The 16237-nt window shown below is 73.4% G+C and carries 20 protein-coding genes; 3 read left to right on the forward strand and 17 right to left on the reverse strand.

All coding sequences use genetic code 11. The features are described from left to right. Positions 1–23 precede the first annotated feature (23 nt). Positions 24–761, reverse strand: coding sequence for an HAD family hydrolase (locus IAG43_RS14315; RefSeq protein ID WP_246574330.1), 738 nt, complete (start codon positions 759–761; stop codon positions 24–26). Positions 762–763: 2 nt separating this feature from the next. Further along, positions 764–1696 (reverse strand): GntR family transcriptional regulator, encoded by a 933-nt coding sequence (locus IAG43_RS14320; protein ID WP_187741136.1) that lies wholly within the window; start codon positions 1694–1696, stop codon positions 764–766. A gap of 243 nt (positions 1697–1939) precedes the next feature. Here IAG43_RS14320 and IAG43_RS14325 point away from each other — a divergent pair, with 243 nt between their 5' ends. Beyond that, on the forward strand, positions 1940–2104 hold the full coding sequence (locus IAG43_RS14325) for a hypothetical protein (protein WP_187741137.1): 165 nt from the start codon (positions 1940–1942) through the stop codon (positions 2102–2104). Positions 2105–2224: 120 nt separating this feature from the next. Here the strand turns inward: IAG43_RS14325 and IAG43_RS14330 are convergent, their stop codons facing one another. The 3 genes from IAG43_RS14330 to IAG43_RS14340 all read right to left on the reverse strand — a co-directional run bounded on the left by IAG43_RS14330 (position 2225) and on the right by IAG43_RS14340 (position 5308). Continuing rightward, on the reverse strand, positions 2225–3469 hold the full coding sequence (locus IAG43_RS14330; protein WP_187741138.1) for a GNAT family N-acetyltransferase: 1245 nt from the start codon (positions 3467–3469) through the stop codon (positions 2225–2227). Positions 3470–3674: 205 nt separating this feature from the next. Beyond that, positions 3675–4646: an asparaginase gene (locus IAG43_RS14335; RefSeq protein ID WP_187741139.1), complete on the reverse strand. Its 972-nt coding sequence runs from the start codon at positions 4644–4646 to the stop codon at positions 3675–3677. 68 nt (positions 4647–4714) lie between these two features. Beyond that, on the reverse strand, positions 4715–5308 hold the full coding sequence (locus IAG43_RS14340; RefSeq protein ID WP_187741140.1) for an RsiG family protein: 594 nt from the start codon (positions 5306–5308) through the stop codon (positions 4715–4717). A 159-nt stretch (positions 5309–5467) separates the two neighbouring features. Between IAG43_RS14340 and dtd the strand changes: the two genes are divergently transcribed. After that, positions 5468–5905, forward strand: coding sequence for a D-aminoacyl-tRNA deacylase (gene dtd, locus IAG43_RS14345; protein ID WP_187741141.1), 438 nt, complete (start codon positions 5468–5470; stop codon positions 5903–5905). Between the two features lie 59 nt (positions 5906–5964). On the opposite strand, the gene ygfZ is transcribed toward dtd, so the two are convergent. From ygfZ to IAG43_RS14375, 6 genes are all read right to left on the reverse strand, one after another. Next, on the reverse strand, positions 5965–6930 hold the full coding sequence (ygfZ, locus tag IAG43_RS14350; protein ID WP_187741142.1) for a CAF17-like 4Fe-4S cluster assembly/insertion protein YgfZ: 966 nt from the start codon (positions 6928–6930) through the stop codon (positions 5965–5967). A 9-nt stretch (positions 6931–6939) separates the two neighbouring features. Continuing rightward, entirely contained in the window at positions 6940–7377 is a 438-nt protein-coding gene (locus IAG43_RS14355; protein ID WP_187741143.1) for a Fur family transcriptional regulator, read from the reverse strand. Positions 7378–7522: 145 nt separating this feature from the next. Then, on the reverse strand, positions 7523–8095 hold the full coding sequence (locus IAG43_RS14360; RefSeq protein ID WP_147987051.1) for a heme-binding beta-barrel domain-containing protein: 573 nt from the start codon (positions 8093–8095) through the stop codon (positions 7523–7525). Positions 8096–8318: 223 nt separating this feature from the next. Beyond that, positions 8319–9455, reverse strand: a complete 1137-nt coding sequence (locus IAG43_RS14365) for a hypothetical protein (RefSeq protein ID WP_246574332.1) — start codon at positions 9453–9455, stop codon at positions 8319–8321. Then, a complete protein-coding gene (locus IAG43_RS14370) occupies positions 9452–10360 on the reverse strand; it encodes a hypothetical protein (protein ID WP_187741144.1) in 909 nt (302 codons plus the stop codon). The genes IAG43_RS14365 and IAG43_RS14370 overlap by 4 nt, the downstream gene beginning before the upstream one ends. After that, positions 10357–11166 carry a hypothetical protein gene (locus IAG43_RS14375; protein ID WP_246574334.1) on the reverse strand — a complete coding sequence of 270 codons (810 nt, stop codon included), beginning with the start codon at positions 11164–11166 and terminating at the stop codon, positions 10357–10359. The genes IAG43_RS14370 and IAG43_RS14375 overlap by 4 nt, the downstream gene beginning before the upstream one ends. 104 nt (positions 11167–11270) lie before the next feature. On the opposite strand from IAG43_RS14375, the gene IAG43_RS14380 reads away from it, so the two are divergent. Continuing rightward, positions 11271–11633, forward strand: coding sequence for a DsrE family protein (locus IAG43_RS14380; RefSeq protein WP_187741146.1), 363 nt, complete (start codon positions 11271–11273; stop codon positions 11631–11633). A gap of 199 nt (positions 11634–11832) precedes the next feature. Here IAG43_RS14380 and IAG43_RS14385 read toward each other — a convergent pair whose 3' ends face one another. The 6 genes from IAG43_RS14385 to IAG43_RS34475 form a co-directional block, all read right to left on the reverse strand. After that, positions 11833–12096, reverse strand: coding sequence for a DUF3099 domain-containing protein (locus tag IAG43_RS14385; protein WP_187741147.1), 264 nt, complete (start codon positions 12094–12096; stop codon positions 11833–11835). 115 nt (positions 12097–12211) lie between these two features. Then, complete coding sequence (locus IAG43_RS14390; RefSeq protein ID WP_010985465.1) at positions 12212–12499, reverse strand: DUF1416 domain-containing protein; 288 nt, start codon at positions 12497–12499, stop codon at positions 12212–12214. A gap of 30 nt (positions 12500–12529) precedes the next feature. Beyond that, positions 12530–13369 (reverse strand): sulfurtransferase, encoded by an 840-nt coding sequence (locus IAG43_RS14395; protein ID WP_187741148.1) that lies wholly within the window; start codon positions 13367–13369, stop codon positions 12530–12532. Positions 13370–13513: 144 nt separating this feature from the next. Continuing rightward, a complete protein-coding gene (locus IAG43_RS35185; RefSeq protein ID WP_353850233.1) occupies positions 13514–13597 on the reverse strand; it encodes an Ms5788A family Cys-rich leader peptide in 84 nt (27 codons plus the stop codon). Positions 13598–13850: 253 nt separating this feature from the next. Further along, on the reverse strand, positions 13851–14600 hold the full coding sequence (locus IAG43_RS14400; protein WP_187741149.1) for an LmeA family phospholipid-binding protein: 750 nt from the start codon (positions 14598–14600) through the stop codon (positions 13851–13853). A 195-nt stretch (positions 14601–14795) separates the two neighbouring features. Further along, positions 14796–16175, reverse strand: a complete 1380-nt coding sequence (locus IAG43_RS34475) for a hypothetical protein (protein WP_343075700.1) — start codon at positions 16173–16175, stop codon at positions 14796–14798. Between the last annotated feature and the right edge of the window lie 62 nt (positions 16176–16237).

Here is a 16237-nt window from a genome sequence, read left to right on the forward strand (position 1 = left end):
GCGTCGCACGCACCGGCCGGAGCTCACCGGTCCGTGTCCGCGACGAACTCCAGGAACTCCCCCATCTCCGAGGCGGCGTACGGGACTCCCGCGTCCAGAAGCCGCTGCCGCCCCCTGACATGACGGTGATACCCGCAGAACGGCATTTCGATCTGCCGGGCGGCCCGGAAGTCGCTGACGGTGTCCCCGATCATCAGATGGCGCCCGGCCGGCACGCCGCGGCTCATCGCCGCCAGCAGGGCACGGGGGTGCGGCTTCATCAGGGTGGCGTCGCCCGTCCGCCCGACGACCGGGCCGTCGAAGCAGTCGCGCACCCCCATCCGCTCGATGATGCGGACGGCGGCGTCCGCGTGGTTGTTGGTGGCGATCGCCAGCGTCCGCCCCGATGCGTGGCAGGCCCTGATGAAGTCCGCCGCGTACGGCGTGGGTTCGGCGGACTCGGCCGCCTTGCGTTCGTAGGAGTCCAGCAGGTCGTGCAGGGCCTCGACGGTCGTGCGCCAGCCGGGGTCGTGGCCCAGGCGGCGCATCCGGTCCGTGTGGGCGTGCAGAACGGCGATCGGGTCCGCGGGATCGCGCACGCCGTCGGCCAGGCGGCCGTCGTCTCGGGCGAGACACAGCATCTGCCGGGCGACCTCGTGGGCCGGCTCCCGCGCGAAGAGGCGCGCGACGGGGCCGTCGAGGTCGAGGACGACGCACTGGGCCCGGATCACCGCCTCCCGGATCGCGAACGGCTGTGCCGGGGTGGCAGTGGCGTGTGGCACGGTCAGATGTCCGCCCTCGTGGCTTGGTGGGTCCAGGTGTTCTCGAAGAACTTCTGGATCTGACGCACGATGCCCACCTGGTCGGGTGTGGAGTCGGCGGCGGCACGGAAGGGGAAGAGGGTGGCCCCGGTGCCGTATGCGTCGAGAATGGTCACGTCCTCGCCACCGGGCGCCACGGTGACGTTGCCCAGGTCCGGCGGGTAGAAGCCCTGTAGGGCGAGCCTGCGGTTCAGGATGTAGAGCTTGATCTGCGGCGAGAAGGGCACCAGCCGGACCTCGACCGAGACCTCTTGCACGAGCTTGCGGTTGCGCAGCTCGTACAGGGACTCCCGCAGGATCGTCGCGTGCGCCGTGAGGATGCCGCGCATCCGCTGGCGGACGCGCGGATCGTCGGAGCCGTCGACGGGCCGGGGGATGGCGAGGTGCCCGGAGTCGGTGTCCGGGAGGATCAGCCGGGCGGTGATGCTGCGCGGAGGGCGGATCGCGCCGTCCAGGATGCGGTCCTTCTGGTGGGAGACCTGGGTGGCGAGCGATTCGGTGGTCATGGAGAAGACGTCCAGCGTCACCTCGGTCGCCTCGAACGCCTCCTCCAGGTACGGCTTGAGACGCACCAGGGGCACGTCCTCGGAGACGACGGCCCAGCTCTCGTCGCCGGCGTCGGCCGCCTCCGCGGTCGCGGCGGGGGCCGCGTCACCGATCTCGCGGACGAACGTCCCGCTGCCCTGCCGGACCCGGACCAGCCCTTCCTCGCGCAGCAGATCGATGGCCTGGATCACCGTGGAGCGGGAGACGTGGTACTGCGCGGCGAGGACTTCCTGGGTCGGGATGCGCTGACCCGGCACCCGGGTGCCCTCGTTGATCTCCTTGCGCAGCACATCAGCCAGCTGCACATAGCGGAACTGGCTGCCTCGGGGACCTGATCCATGGCTGGTCACCGCACAACCATACAACTACCGTGCGCACCAACGGAGATACCGCGCACGATCTCCCCCGGAACACGATCGACCCGACTCGAAACAACCGAACAACCAGACAAGTTTACGAGTGCGGCATGACGGGGCATCACACTTTCAGGTCAACCGGTCGAATCCATGGGCGATCTCCCTCCTCGACCGGATCAATCAGGCAGCACAACGGTGTGCGACCTCGGCCTCTCCGCACCGAAGGAGTGACACACCATGCCCCTCATCGCCCTCGTCGCAGAGCAGTACGTGCAGTGGAGGTTCGGCTTCGTCGCCGCCCTGGGCCTGGCGCTCCTCGCGTTCGGCCTCAAGGCCGAGAACGCGACCTGCACGGGTGTCGGCGGACTGCTCCTCGTCGCCCCGGCCGTCGGCAGCGGCTGACCGGCGCGCGACCGGTCCGCGCGACTCCGCGGAACACCGCGGGTCGTGACCGGCCCGCGCCGCCCCCGACGGCCTGCTGCCGGACCCACTGCCGGAAGGCGTCGGAGGCGCCGGAAGGCGTCAGAAGGTGTCCGGGCACCAGGGGCGGAGGGCCGTGCGGAAGGCGGTGTCGGCCTCCGCGACCGCGCCCGCGCGGTGTTCGGTCACCAGGCCGAGGGCGGCGAGCCGCACGGCCGAGGCGCCGCCGAGGTAGAGCGCGCCCAGCTCACGGACGTCCAGCGTCAGATCGGGACCGGCGGCGGTCGGCGTGCAGGCCGCCCCACCGCGCGCGGTCCTCAGGCGGAAGCGGCCGCCCGCGAGGCCGGCCGCGTCGGTGACCTCCAGGACCAGGTCCGCCGGAGCCTCGTAGGTACGGGCCTCCAGCGCGCGCACGGTGTCCAGGACGCGCAGCCACAGGAAGTCCGCGTTGGTGACGGTCCTGGCCGCACGGGGATCGGGCAGCAGGTCCGGCAGCAGGTCGTCGGGGGCGCGGTAGCCGGTGCGGAGGGTGGTGATCCAGTCGACCGAGCAGACGAAGTGCCACAGGGCCCGTTCCGCCCGGGGCGTCACCGCGATCAGGTCGCGCACGGTGGCCGTGTTCAGCGGCTGCTTGGCGTCGCCCCACCGGTCGTCCGCGGTGTACGTGACGAGTCCCTCCACCTCTCCGTCCGCCGCTCGGTACACGGCGTGGAAGGGCTCGGTCCAGGAGTGCGGGGGCGTCGTGATCGATCCGGTGGCCCCGCCCCACCAGCGCTCGCTCCGGCAGACGACCCCGTGCCGCAGACCGGCCAGCCGCTCGTGCAGCGCGGGGCCGACGGCGCGGACACCGGCGCCGTCCACGAGATCGATCCGGCCGCCGTCGTCCGACACCGGGCGCCGTGCGTCGAGACCGGCGCGGGGCACGTCGACGGACCACTCGGTGATCCCCGCCGCGGGCCCGAAGCCGAACCGCCCGTAGATCGGGTACTCGGCGGCGATCAGCGTCGCGACGGCGTCGCCGCGCTCCTTCGCCCCGGCGAGGCCCGCGGTCATCATCCCGCTCAGCAGACCGCGCCGCCGGTGCGTCGGGGAGACCGTGACGTGGGTGACCGCGGTGGACGGCAGCCGTACGCCGCCGGGCACGCTCACCGTCTGCGCGAAGGTGCGGTACGTCGCCACGCACCGGTCCCCGTCGAACGCGCCCAGGACCCGGTCCATGTCGAAGTGGTCCCGCCGGGCGGCCACCTCCTCGTCGGTGACCAGCGGCGGCCGGAGGAAGCCGACGGCCAGCGCGCGCAGCCAGTCGGGGAGTTCGGATTCGGTGACCGGACGGATCTCGACGCTCATGCCGTCACGCTAGGCACACGACCGCGCGGACCGCACCCGCATTTCACCGTGCCCGGGGAACCGGACCGTGCGCCGTCCCGCCGGACAGCCGGACAGCCGGACAGCGCCGCAACCGCCCCGGCCCGGCCCGGAGGCCGCCCGTCCCGCCGGCCCGCGGCTCGGTCGCGGACCCCGGCCCGCCGGACCCCGGCCCGCCGCCCCGGCCTCAGAACGCCGCGCGGACGGCCCCGACCTCGTCGCCGCCGCCGAGCAGCGGCATGTGCGCGACGCGGTCCAGGACGGGCGCGTCGACGCCCATCAGGCGGAGCGCCCTCGCCAGGACCGGGCCGAGCGCGCGGCCGGCCCCGTCGTCGATCTTGAAGGCCAGCGCCCTGCCGTCCTCCAGCGCCACGGCCTGCACCGCCTCCGCGCCCATCTTGGAGAGCGTCCCCGGCACCTCCCGCATCAGCCAGGTGTCCGGGCGCCGCGTCCCGGCGACGTACTCGGGGTGCGCCCGCATCGCGTCGGCCACCCGGCGCTCGGCGGTGCCCGGGGCCGCGAGGACGAAGTGCCGGAACGCCCGCGCCAGCCCGGTGAGCGAGATCGCCATCAGCGGAGCGCCGCAGCCGTCCGTGCCGACGGCCGCGACGGGCTCGCCCGCGGCCTCCTCGACGACGGAGTGCACCAGGCGCTGGAGGGGGTGCTCCGGGTCGAGGTACGCCGCCCGGTCCCAGCCGTTCAGCTCGCAGGCGGCCAGCATGGCCGTGTGCTTGCCGGAGCAGTTCATGGTGACGCGGTCCCGGACGTGCCCGGTGGCCAGGTACGCCTCGGCGGCGACCGGGTCGAGCGGCAGGTCAGGCGGGGTGCGGAGATCGTCGGCGGAGATGCCGTACTCGGCGAGCATCTTGCGCACCAGGTCGAGGTGGAAGTCCTCGCCCGAGTGGCTGGCGGCGGCCAGGGCGAGCCGTTCGCCCGAGAGGTCGAGACCGGCCCGGAGAACGGCGGCGGCCTGCATGGGCTTGTTCGAGGAACGGGGGAAGACCGGGGCCGACGGGTCGCCGAGCGCCAGCTCGACGCCGCCGTCCGCCGCCAGCAGTACCAGCGATCCCCGGTGGTGGCCCTCGACGAAGCCGGAGCGGACGACCTCGGCGAGGACCGGGGGTATGACGGCGGAGCCGGGGGCGACGGAGGAGGTCATGGGGCGGCCTTCCGGGTCGTGCGACCCACACCCCGGTGGGCTCCGGAGGATCGCCCCGGCCGCCCCCGTCAGATGAGCAGGTCGTCTACTTGTGCTTCGCCTTCACGGTACCTGCGGGCGATCTCGGCACTGCAATCGTCGGCGGTCCGCTGGAGCCGCTGCCGGCGTCGGGAGACGCGCTGCTCGTAGGCGAGCAGCCGTCCCATCGCGTCGTGCAGCTCGTCGTCCGTCCGGGCGCCGAGATCCGAGAGGCCGACCTCGTCGAGCATGTCGGAGGCCAGCCGCCGGTACTCCTCCCCGTGCGGCGTGGAGAGGGTGACGTGCCGTACGGACGATCCCCGGCGGGACGGCGCGTCGGCGAGGATCTCCGAGAGCCGGTCGACGACGGGCGCCTCCGGGTCGGCCCTGCGGGCCACCTCGGCGCGGAGGATGTCCAGCCGGCCCTGGACGAGGCGGCGCACGTAGCTGAGGTCCGCCTCGTCGCGCTGCGAGTCCCTGCGCAGCGCCCGCAGCTCCGGCAGCCGCAGTGCCCGCAGGTCGGGGTCCGGCAGGTCGGGGGGCAGGTCGCCGTCCCGGGGCCGGGGCGGGCGGGCGGCCGCCGGGAGGTCCGCCGGGCAGCTCTGTGCGGGACCGAGCCGAGGCCCGGCGCCAGATGTGGTCATGTGCGTCGTCCGTCCCCTCGCGACCGGTGCATGGGCCACCCGGGGCCCGATGGACCGCGGGACTGCACCGCCTGGGGTGCATGGTGCCACCCCCGTAGTCCCGTCGCAGTCGGTCTGCACCTGTTCGGCCCCGAATGGCGGCCAGGTAGTTTTCTCCGCATGCGTGCAGTGGTGCAGAGGGTGGACGGTGCGAGCGTCTCCGTGCCGGGAGAGTCGGGCCCCGAGACGGTGGGCGAGATCAGGGGCGAGGGCCTGTGTGTGCTGGTGGGGGTCACCCACGACGACACGCCGGAGAAGGCCGCCCAACTGGCCCGCAAACTATGGTCCGTTCGTATGCTCGCGGACGAGAAGTCCTGCTCGGACGTGGACGCGCCCCTGCTGGTGATCTCGCAGTTCACCCTCTACGGGGACGCCCGCAAGGGCCGCCGCCCCACCTGGAACGCCGCCGCCCCCGGCCCCGTCGCCGAACCGCTCGTCGACGAGGTCGTCGCACAGCTGAGGGCGCTGGGGGCGACCGTGGCAACGGGGCGCTTCGGCGCGCAGATGCGGGTGTCCCTCACCAACGACGGCCCGTTCACGGTCCTCGTCGAGGTCTGACGGCGGCGGCCTCCCCGGACGGGGCGGGCGGGCGTCGCCGCCCGCCCGCAGCGGGACGCCTACGGTTCGACGACGGTCTCCTGCGCGGCCGCCGTGCCTCCCGCGACCAGGGCGGCGTCGACCGGCACGTTCCGCTTCACCAGGGCGAGCGCGATCGGCCCGAGCTCGTGGTGGCGGCCGGAGGTGGTGACGAAGCCCAGCTGGCGGCCCTCCTCGCCGTCGGCGGCGAGCCGCACCGGCGTGCCGGGCGCGGGCAGGTGCACCTCGCTGCCGTCCAGGTGCAGGAAGACGAGACGGCGCGGCGGCTTCCCCAGGTTGTGGACACGGGCGACGGTCTCCTGGCCGCGGTAGCAGCCCTTCTGGAGATGCACGGCGCTGCCGATCAGGCCCAGCTCGTGGGGGATGGTGCGGTGGTCGGTCTCGAAACCGAGCCGCGGCCGGTGCCCCTCGATGCGCAGCGCCTCGTACGCCAGGATGCCCGCGGCGGGGGCGTTCCCGGCGGCGAAGTCGGCCAGGTCCTCGCGCGGCAGGAAGAGGTCGCGGCCGTACGCGGTCTCCCGGACGACCACGCCGTCGGGGACCGCCGCGATGGAGCCGGCGGGCAGGTGGACGACCGCGACGTCGTCGGTGCGGTCGGCGACCTCGACCCGGTAGAAGAACTTCATCGACTCCAGGTAGGCGATCAGCGCCTCCTGGGTGCCGGGCTCGACGTGCGCCCAGACCGTCGTGCCGTCGTCGACGAGGTAGAGGGCGTGCTCGATGTGCCCGTTCGCGGAGAGGATCAGCGCCTCGGTCGCCCGGCCCGCGGGCAGCTCGCTCACATGCTGGGTGAGCAGCAGGTGCAGCCAGCTCAGCCGGTCGTCCCCGGTGACCGTGACGACACCGCGGTGCGAGAGGTCGACCAGCCCCTTGCCGTCGGCGAGTGCGCGCTGCTCACGGAACAGGTCGCCGTAGTGGGCGGCGACCCCTTCGTCGCGTCCCTCGGCCGGGACCGCGCCGGGCAGGGACAGGAGAGGGCTCTTCATGCGACAAGCCTACGACCCGGTAGCCGTCTTCCCCTCGGCGCAGTCCCCGCACCTGCCGAAGATCGCGAAGTGCTTCATGTCGGTGTCGAACCCGAACTGCCGCCGCAGCTTCTCGGTGAACTCCGCCGCCACCGTCACATCGGCCTCGATGACCTCCGTGCAGTCCCGGCACACCAGGTGCAGATGGTGGTGGCGGTCCGCCAGGTGGTAGGTGGGGGCGCCGTGCCCGAGATGGGCGTGCGAGACGAGCCCCAGTTCCTCCAGCAGTTCCAGCGTCCGGTAGACCGTGGAGATGTTGACCCCCGCCGCGGTCCTGCGCACCTCGCCGAGGATGTCGTCCGGGGTGGCGTGCTCCAGCGTGTCCACCGCTTCGAGGACGAGCTGGCGCTGCGGGGTCAGGCGGTAGCCGCGCTGCCGCAGGTCGCTCTTCCAGTCGGTACTCACCACGCCCCCAGTGTAGGCAGGGGCACCCCGGTGCCCAAGGGGCTCCCGCACACGGGCACCGGCGGCCGCAGCGGCCGCCGGAGACCCGAGGACCCGCCGGCACGGCCGGCGGGTCCTCACGGGCGGGCGGGGCCGGCGGCCCGGCGGGCTACTTGAAGAACGCGATCCCGTCGTCGGGAAGGTCGCCCAGGTCCTTGGCCCAGGAGGCGACCTCCTCCGGGGTGACGACCTTCTTCAGGTGCGCGGACATGTACGGCCGCAGCGGGACCTCGGGGGTGGCCTTCTCGCCGACCCACATCAGGTCGCTCTTGACGTAGCCGTAGAGGCGCTTGCCGCCGCTGTACGGGCCGGAGGCCGCGGTCCGCGCGACGGCGTCGGTGACCAGGTCGATCTGCGGCTTCTGGTCGGCGAGCTCGCCGTACCAGATCTCGACGATGCCCTGGTCGCGCACCATCACGACCTCGACCTTGCGGTCCTTGTCGATGCGCCAGTAGCCGCTCTCGCTCTCCAGCGGCCGCACCTTGTTGCCCTCGGCGTCGAGGACCCAGGAGTGCGAGACGTACTCGATGAAGTCCCGGCCGTCGTGGCTGAAGGTGACGGACTGGCCGAAGTTGCACTTCTCGGCGCCGGGGAAGTCCGATACGCCCGCGCCTTCCCACGTGCCGAGGAGGAACGCGAGGGGGACGAGGTCCGGGTTGAGGTCGGACGGGATCTCGATCATGAGCAGCTCTGTCGGTCGGTGGCGGAGGTACAGGCGGTCAGCGCTGGCCCTGGTACAGCTTCTTCACGGCGAGGCCGGTGAAGGCGAGCACGGCGACGCAGACCAGTGCCAGCAGGACTTCGAAGAAAAGGATCACGACGGGGCTCCTCGCGGGGCGTGACGGCAGTACGGGCCGGACCCCAGCTTAATGGCCTGGGGTCCGGCCCGTTCTGCGAGGGCGGTCTCAGCCGAGCAGCTGGTTCTGCAGGACCACCGTCTGGTGGAACGGCACCTGCGGGACCTCGCCCTTGCGGGAGAGCACCACGAGCGCCACCGTGTCACCCGCGGTGATGTAGGCGTGCCGCACGTGGACGGGACCGCGCGGGGCCGCCTCGTCGTACACGTAGCGCTCGGTGCCGGTGACCTCCGCCCGGCGGTCGTAGCCGTCGTCGACCGAGGACATCTCCTCGACGCCCACGGGCCGCAGCGACAGGTCGGGGCCGCTGGCCACGTTGTCGACGAAGAAGTCGCCGGCGACCGCGGACGTGTGGAAGCGGAGCAGGAAGACCCGTGCCGAGGTGCCGTCCGGCATGGTCCAGCCGCGTGCGGCCACCTGCCGGACCCGCGACTCGGTCAGGTGCTCGCGCAGCGCCTCCCGCTCGTCCTCCTCGTACTCGCGGAGGTAGCGGTCGACGGTCGTGCGTCCCTTCTCGGCCTGCAGCGTCCGGTCGGGCCGACTGCCCGCCGGAGCGGGGAGCAGCAGCGCGCCCAGGTCCGCGTAGTGGATCTCGCCGACGTTCTCCGGCGCGTAGGGCAGCGGGGCGCCGGCCGGCAGGGCCGGCTTCGTGAGCTTCGGGTACTCCCAGCGGCCGTCGTCCAGGGTCGACAGTCCCGGGACGTCGGTGCGCTCCTGGGACACGATCCCGTAGGCCGTGCCCGTGCCGACGGCCGCGAGGACGACCGTGGCGGCGGTCCAGCGCAGCACGGCCCGCAGCACCCGCCGCTCCCGGAACGGCACCCGCGGGGCGGGGGCGGGCGCCGGGGGCGGTCCGGCGGGAGGCGCGGGGTGCCCGGGGTGCGCCGCCGCCGGGTCGGGGGCGGGCGCGGCCGGCGGGGCGGAGGGCGCGGGGACCTCCGCCGCGGGCGGTGCCGCCACGGGCGGCTCCGGCGCGGACGGCTCCGCCGCGGACGGCTCCGGCGCGGACGGCTCCGCCGCGGACGGCTCCGGCGCGGACGGCTCCGCCGCGGACGCGGGGGTCGCCCGGGGCGCCTCGGCGGCGGCCGGGGACGCGGGAGCGTCCGGGGCGGCGGGCGTCGCGGCCCCGGAGGTCGCGGCGGCGGTGTCCGTCGCGGGCGGGGTCGGCTGGGCTTCGGTGGTCACACGGCCTCCCCGGGCGACGTGATGTGGTCGAGCTGGTCGCGCACCAGATCCTTGATCGTCCCCGTCCGGAGGTCCTTCACGCCGTACGCGTACACGCTGACGAGGACCTCCCCCACGGGGGCGCTGCACAGCATGACGTCGAGTTCGACCTCGTCGTCCTCGGGCAGCAGGTAGCACGTCGCCTTCGGGTGGCCCGGGATCTTCGGACCCTTGCGGAAGATCTCGAAGGCTCCGGCCATCTGCTTGTCGAACTCGGCGATGTTCCGCACCGCCTTGGTGTTCTCCAGCTGCGCCAGCCGGATCTCCACCACGAAGCTCGCGTCCTCGGGACGGTAGCTCCGTACCGCCACGCCCTTGATCCCCAGCTCGTCGACGGCCTTCTGGTGCTGCCGCCGCTGCTTGCCCGGCAGCCCTCGCGACCCCTCCTTGAACAGGGCGACCGCGCGCTCGGCGTCCAGCACGCTGTCGTTGCCGAACTCGTCGACGTCCGGCCCCGGCACGTAGCCGATCGGCAGGGGCAGCAGGTCGGCCGCCAAGCCGGTGGGCTTCAGCGACGGCTCCTCAGGCTCCGTGTGCTCGCCCGGTTCGGCCCAGACGGTGGTCGGGGCGGTACGGTCCGCGTCCTGCACGGCCGACCAGCCCCACACCCCTCCGCCGGCGATCAGCCCGAGGCCGACAACGGCCGCGGTGAGCGCGACGGGGAAGCGGCGGCGCCGCGCGGGCCCGTCCGCGACCGGTACGGGACCGGCGGGCTCGGGTGCGGCGGACGGCTCGGTCACGTGACCGGCGGCGGGCTCGGGCGCGGCGGACGCCGACGCCTGCGGCGCCTGCGGCGGGTCGGCGGGCGCCGCCGGAGCGGCGGGCTCGGCGGCGGGCTGCGCTACGGGTTCCGGCTGCTCGGTCACAGGCGCTCCAACTGACGCTTGGCGAGGGACTTCAGGTCCTTCTCGTTGATCGGCCCCGAGTTGTTCGCGTACTCGATGAGCATCACGATGTCGCCACGCCAGGCCACGGCCCGGCCCCGGTACAGCGGCTCGTAACCCGCCTCGCGCAGCGGCTCGTCGAAGACGTAGGTACGGCCCTCGGCGCTGCCCGGGATCGGCTCGCCGTCGTTGCCCGCCCACTTGTCCTCGTCCAGGTACCACTGCTGGCCCTCGCCGAAGGAGGACGCCCTCAGCTCGTGCTCCTCACGGAACTGGATCAGCTGGATGTCGACGTAGACCTTGCCGCCCACGGACCAGCTGACGCTCGCGCAGCGACGGAAGTCGTCCTCCGCGAGCTCCTCGAACATGTAGTCCTCCTCCTCGAACCACTGGGCGTACGAGAAGAGGTCCTGCCAGGCCGCCTTCGACTCCGTCTTCGCGCCCTTGGGCTTCGGCAGCAGCAGCTCCCGGAGGTCGCCGTCGGTCTTGACCCAGCGGTTGACGTTGACGGAACGGGCCGTCGTGCCCGGCCCCGCCGGGACGGGGTCCGGGGTCCGGAGGTCCGGCTGCGAGAGCACCGGGAGCGGCGTCGGCTCCCGGTGGTACTGCACGGCATAGCCGGTGACGGTGCCCGCGACGACGCCGAGAACGGCGGCCGCGGCGATCAGTGCGGTGGTGCGCCCGCGACGGCGGCGGGGCGCGGCGGTCTCCTGCCGCCCGGCGCCGCCCGGCGCCGGTGGCGCGTCAGGGGCCGGAGCCTGTGCGGCCCCGGTGTCCTGCGATTCCAAAGGGTCCCCCCACGAGACGTGAAGCACGAATTCCGTATCCGCGCTGCACAGCAGACAGCCGAGGCGGGCCGGAGGTTGTGCGCGGGCGCATTACAGTTCGGCACATGGCGAAGAAGCTCGTGATCAAGGTGACCGCCGGGGCCGACGCCCCCGAACGCTGCTCCCAGGCCTTCACCGTGGCGGCCGTCGCCGTCGCCAGTGGCGTGGAGGTGTCGCTCTGGCTGACCGGCGAGTCCTCGTGGTTCGCGCTCCCGGGCCGGGCGGCCGAGTTCGAACTGCCGCACGCGGCACCGCTTCCGGAGCTCCTGGCGTCGATCCTGGCGGGCGGGAGCATCACGCTGTGCACGCAGTGCGCGAAGCGCCGGGAGATCACGGAGAAGGACGTGCTGGAGGGCGTGCGGATCGCGGGCGCCCAGGTGTTCGTCAGCGAGGCGGTCCAGGACGACGTGCAGGCACTCGTCTACTAGGCCTTGTCTGACACATGGCGCCGTCCGCCCGAAGGGCGGGGCGCGCGGCGTCCGGTGCGTGCGATCGCAAGGCGGAGGATCATCCTCGTACCGGGCGTACTCGGATGACTCCGACAACGCAGCGAGGGTGCGTGCCGGGCGTCGCGCGCCAGGCGGGATGTGTCAGACAAGGCCTAGTCCCGCCCGCCGACCGGGGTGCCTAACGGTGCGGCCGGCGTTTGCCGTCGAGTTCGTCCCACCACTCGTCGGACGCCGGATCGCCGCTGGGGTCGTCCCACCAGCGGTCGTCCGGCCCCCGCCGGTTCGCCACCATCGCGGCGACCGGCGGGATGACCATGGCCACCACGCACATGCCGACGGCCACCGGAACCGACCACAGACGCACCACGGCCCAGGCGGAGACGAAGAGGACGAGGCATCCGCCCATCATCCACAGGTACACGCGGCGCCTTCGGGCGAGCATGTCTCCAGCCTACGGCGGCCGCGGCGCCCGTGGCAGGGCATGACCGAAGGGCCGCACCTCGATCCCGGTAGCGTCCAACCCCCAGGAGGTGCGGCCCTTCGGCCGGTCACGTCGGTCAGACCGCGATCGCGACCTCGGCGAGGCCGCCCGTCTGGGCGACGACCGTGCGGTCCGCCGTGGCGCCCGGGACGAGGGCGCGCACGGTCCAGGTGCCCTCGGCCGCGTAGAACCGGAACTGCCCGGTGGCCGAGGTCGGGACCTCGGCGGTGAACTCACCGGTCGAGTCCAGGAGTCGGACGTAACCGACGACGGGCTCGCCGTCCTTGGTCACCTGGCCCTGGATGGTGGTCTCACCGGGCTTGATCGTCGAGGCGTCGGGGCCGCCGGCCTTCGCTCCACACATGCTGCTCTCCAGAAAGGTCGGGGGGAGGGGTTACTTGTTGGCGCCGAGCTCGATCGGCACGCCGACGAGGGAGCCGTACTCGGTCCAGGAACCGTCGTAGTTCTTGACGTTCTCCTGGCCGAGCAGCTCGTGCAGCACGAACCAGGTCAGCGCGGAGCGCTCGCCGATGCGGCAGTAGGCGATCGTGTCCTTGGACAGGTCGACCTGCTCGTCCTCGTAGAGGGCCTTGAGCTCGTCGTCCGACTTGAACGTGCCGTCGTCGTTGGCGTTCTTCGACCACGGGATGTTGCGGGCGCTGGGCACGTGGCCCGGGCGCTGCGACTGCTCCTGCGGCAGGTGCGCCGGGGCGAGCAGCTTGCCGCTGAACTCGTCGGGCGAGCGCACGTCGACCAGGTTCTGCGAGCCGATCGCGGCGACGACGTCGTCACGGAAGGCGCGGATGGAGGCGTCCTGCGGCTTGGCCTTGTACGCGGTGGCCTCGCGGACCGGCACCTCGGCGACCAGGTCGCGGGAGTCGAGCTCCCACTTCTTGCGGCCGCCGTCGAGGAGACGGACGTCACCGTGACCGTAGAGCTTGAAGTACCAGAAGGCGTAGGAGGCGAACCAGTTGTTGTTGCCGCCGTAGAGGACGACGGTGGAGTCGTTCGCGATGCCCTTGGCCGAGAGGAGCTTCTCGAAGCCCTCCTGGTCGATGAAGTCGCGGCGGACCGGGTCCTGGAGGTCCTTCGTCCAGTCGATCCGGATCGCGTTGGTGATGTGGTTCTTGTCGTAGGCCGAGGTGTCCTCGTCGACCTCGACGATGACGACCTTCGGGTCGTCGAGGTGGGCCTCGACCCAGTCGGCGTCTACCAGGACGTCGCTGCGGCTCATGGTTCTTCTCCTCCGGGGCAGTGTGCGGCGGTGGTGCGCGGGGGATGGTGCGCGAGGGGTGTGCGGGCACGCGAGAGGCGCGTCGGCCGGCACGGGCGGCCCCGACAGAGGTCGCAGGGCCTGAGGGATACGGGAGGAACCCGCTCAGACAGGGCGACAGAGCATGGCGGCGACGCGGCACAGGTCTACTGCCCGCCGCTTCGTGAGATCCGCCTGTCGCTGCTTCATGGCACCGATCGTAGGGACGAGACGGCGGCGATGTCACCGGCGTGTCGCATGGTGAGACGCGATCGTCCACGATGCGAAACGAAAAGGGGGACGGATCGCCCTTCCGCACCATCGGCGGAGGGGGCCGTCCCCCGTCCTTCTGCCTGCCGGACACAGCCGTCTCACCATGCGGCCACGACCCGTTTCCCGGGCGGTTCCGGACGCGGCGGCCCGGGCCCCGCGGGGCTCGGTGCCGCCTGCGGTGGCCGGGCGCTCAGCCCGTGAGCGCGACGTCCTTGCCCGTCCCCGAGAAGCGCAGACCCTCGTCCGTCACCCCGACCTCGTCGAGGGTGATGCTCGACGGCAGACCGTCGATCTTCAGGTCGTAGTCGACCGCCTTGCGCAGCCGGTCGTCGAAGCCCGGCACGGGCAGCTTCGGCAGCGTCTCGGCCTTCATGCGGACGATGGTGCCCTCCTGGAGGGTCACCGTGCTGTACGTCGAGACCTGCCGGTCGCCGAGCAGCGCCTTCACCGCGGCCGGCACCTCGATGCCGGCGCCCTCCAGCACCTCGGCCAGCGGTCCCGCCAGCTTCACCTGGCCCTTGGCGGCGCGCTCGGCGCCCGCGTAGGAGACCGTGGCGCCCTTGGGGGCGGCGGCGGTCAGGTCCGCGTACGAGATCCGCGCCGAGCCGTCGGCCGTGCCCGCGGTGGCGGAGGAGAAGCTGCTGTCGATCCGCACGTCCCGCAGGTCCGCCCGGACCTCGGTGACGTTGACGTCCCGGCCGCCCGCGGTGGCGGTGATGCCGCCGATGCTGACGTCCACCTCGTCGAGCTCCTTGCCGATCACCTGGGTGAGGAACGGGAAGCCGTGGATGGAGACCTCGGGCGTCGAGTCCAGCCCCTGACTGCTCCTGATCTTGTCGGCCGCCTCCGACTCGGCGAAGTTGACCGCCAGGCGGTCCGCCGCGACGAAGAGACCGCCGAGGATCACGCCGAGGATCAGAAGTATCCGCAGTGCACGCATTGTTCGGTGTCCCCCACCCTTTTCCGTGGCCCCCGGTCGCCCACGGGCGAGAATCAGTCCGGACGACGCCATCTGCTGAATGATCGACGCCCCGGAACCCCGGTTGGTTCCTGGCGCCTCCTGGGCCTCTTCCCGCCCTGCGCCGCCCGATGCCTGCCGGCGGGCACCGGCGAGGGGGCGGGCCCCCTCGCCGGCTCAGACCAGCGCGCGGCCGACGAGGTAGAGCGCGGGCACGGCGGCGGTCAGCGGCAGGGCCACGCCTGCCGTCATGTGCACGAAGCGGGACGGGTAGTCGTAGGAGGCGACCCGCAGACCGATCAGCGCGCAGACGGCCGCCGCGAGCCCGAGCAGCGCGCCCTCCGTCCCGAGACCGCTGAGGCCGCCCGCGGCGACGCCCGCGCCGGCACCGGCGGCGAGCGCCGCCACGAGGGAGACCGCGCCCGGCAGCGGCAGCGCCCGTGCGACCGTGGCCGCGGCGACCGCGGCACCGCCGACGACGACCGCGTCCGGATCGGCGGCGAGAAGACCGGCGGCGAGGATCGCGAGGGCCGCCGAGACGACCGTGGCCATCAGACCCTGGAGCCGTTCGTCGGCGCCCGCGTGGCTGCGCAGCTGGAGGACGAGGGTGAGCAGCACCCACACGCCGAGGGCGCCGATGATCGCGGTGGGACCGTGGCCCTCACCGGCCGCGAGCACCGCGGCGTCGGCGGCGAGTCCGCCGGCGAAGGCGAGCACGATGCCCTGGCGCGCGGGCCACATGCCGTTGAGCCGGAACCAGCCGGCCGCGGTCACCGCCTGGAGCAGCACCAGGGGCACGAGCAGGGCGTACGGGCCCACGGCCGCACCGCCGGCAAGCAGCAGTCCGAGCACGGCGGTGAGGCCTGCGGGCTGGATGCCCGGCGCGATGATCGGCGACCGCCCCTCGGCACGGGCCCGCTGCGCGTCGGTGATCCGGGCGTTGCCGGAGGTCGTGGGAGCGCCGTAGCCGTCGGCCGGCGGTGCCGGCGCGGCGGGGGAGCCGGGCGCGGCCGGGCCCGCGGCGGAGGGCTCCGCACCGCTCTCGGGCGGCAGCGCACCGGCGCCCGGGGTGTACGCGTGCGCGGCCGGGGTGTACGGGGCCTGGGCGTGTGGGGCCTGGGCGTGTGGGTCCCGGGTGGGGGTGAGGGCCGGCTGGTACTGCGTGTCCCAGGTCTCGCCCTGCCAGGTCTGCGCGGCGCCCGGCTCCTGGTGCGGCGCCGGGTCCCGGTACTGCCGGGGAGCGGCGCCCGCCTCCGGGTAGGGCGCGGGGGAAGGCGCGGCGAAGGAGTCACCGGCACCCCCGGACGCCGGGTACGCCGTCCCGCCGCCGGGCGCCTGCGCGGCGTCGGCGGGGTAGGCGGCCGGGTACGGCTGCGCGGCGTCGGCGGGGTAGGCGGCCGGGTACGGCTGCGCGGCGTCGGCGGGGTAGGCGGGCGGGTACGGCTGCGCGGCGTCCGGCCCGTGCGGCGGGTACGCCCCGCCGGAACCGGCCCCGTACCCGTATCCGTATCCGTCGGCCTGCGGCGCGTACGTCCCGTGGTCCTGCGCGTGCCGCACGCCGTCCGCGGGCGGGGCGGGCGCGGCCGCCCAGGGCCCGCCCTGACCGGGGTAGGGCGCGG

It is taken from the genome of Streptomyces genisteinicus (genome assembly GCF_014489615.1).
GTDB classification, from domain to species: Bacteria; Actinomycetota; Actinomycetes; order Streptomycetales; family Streptomycetaceae; genus Streptomyces; species Streptomyces genisteinicus.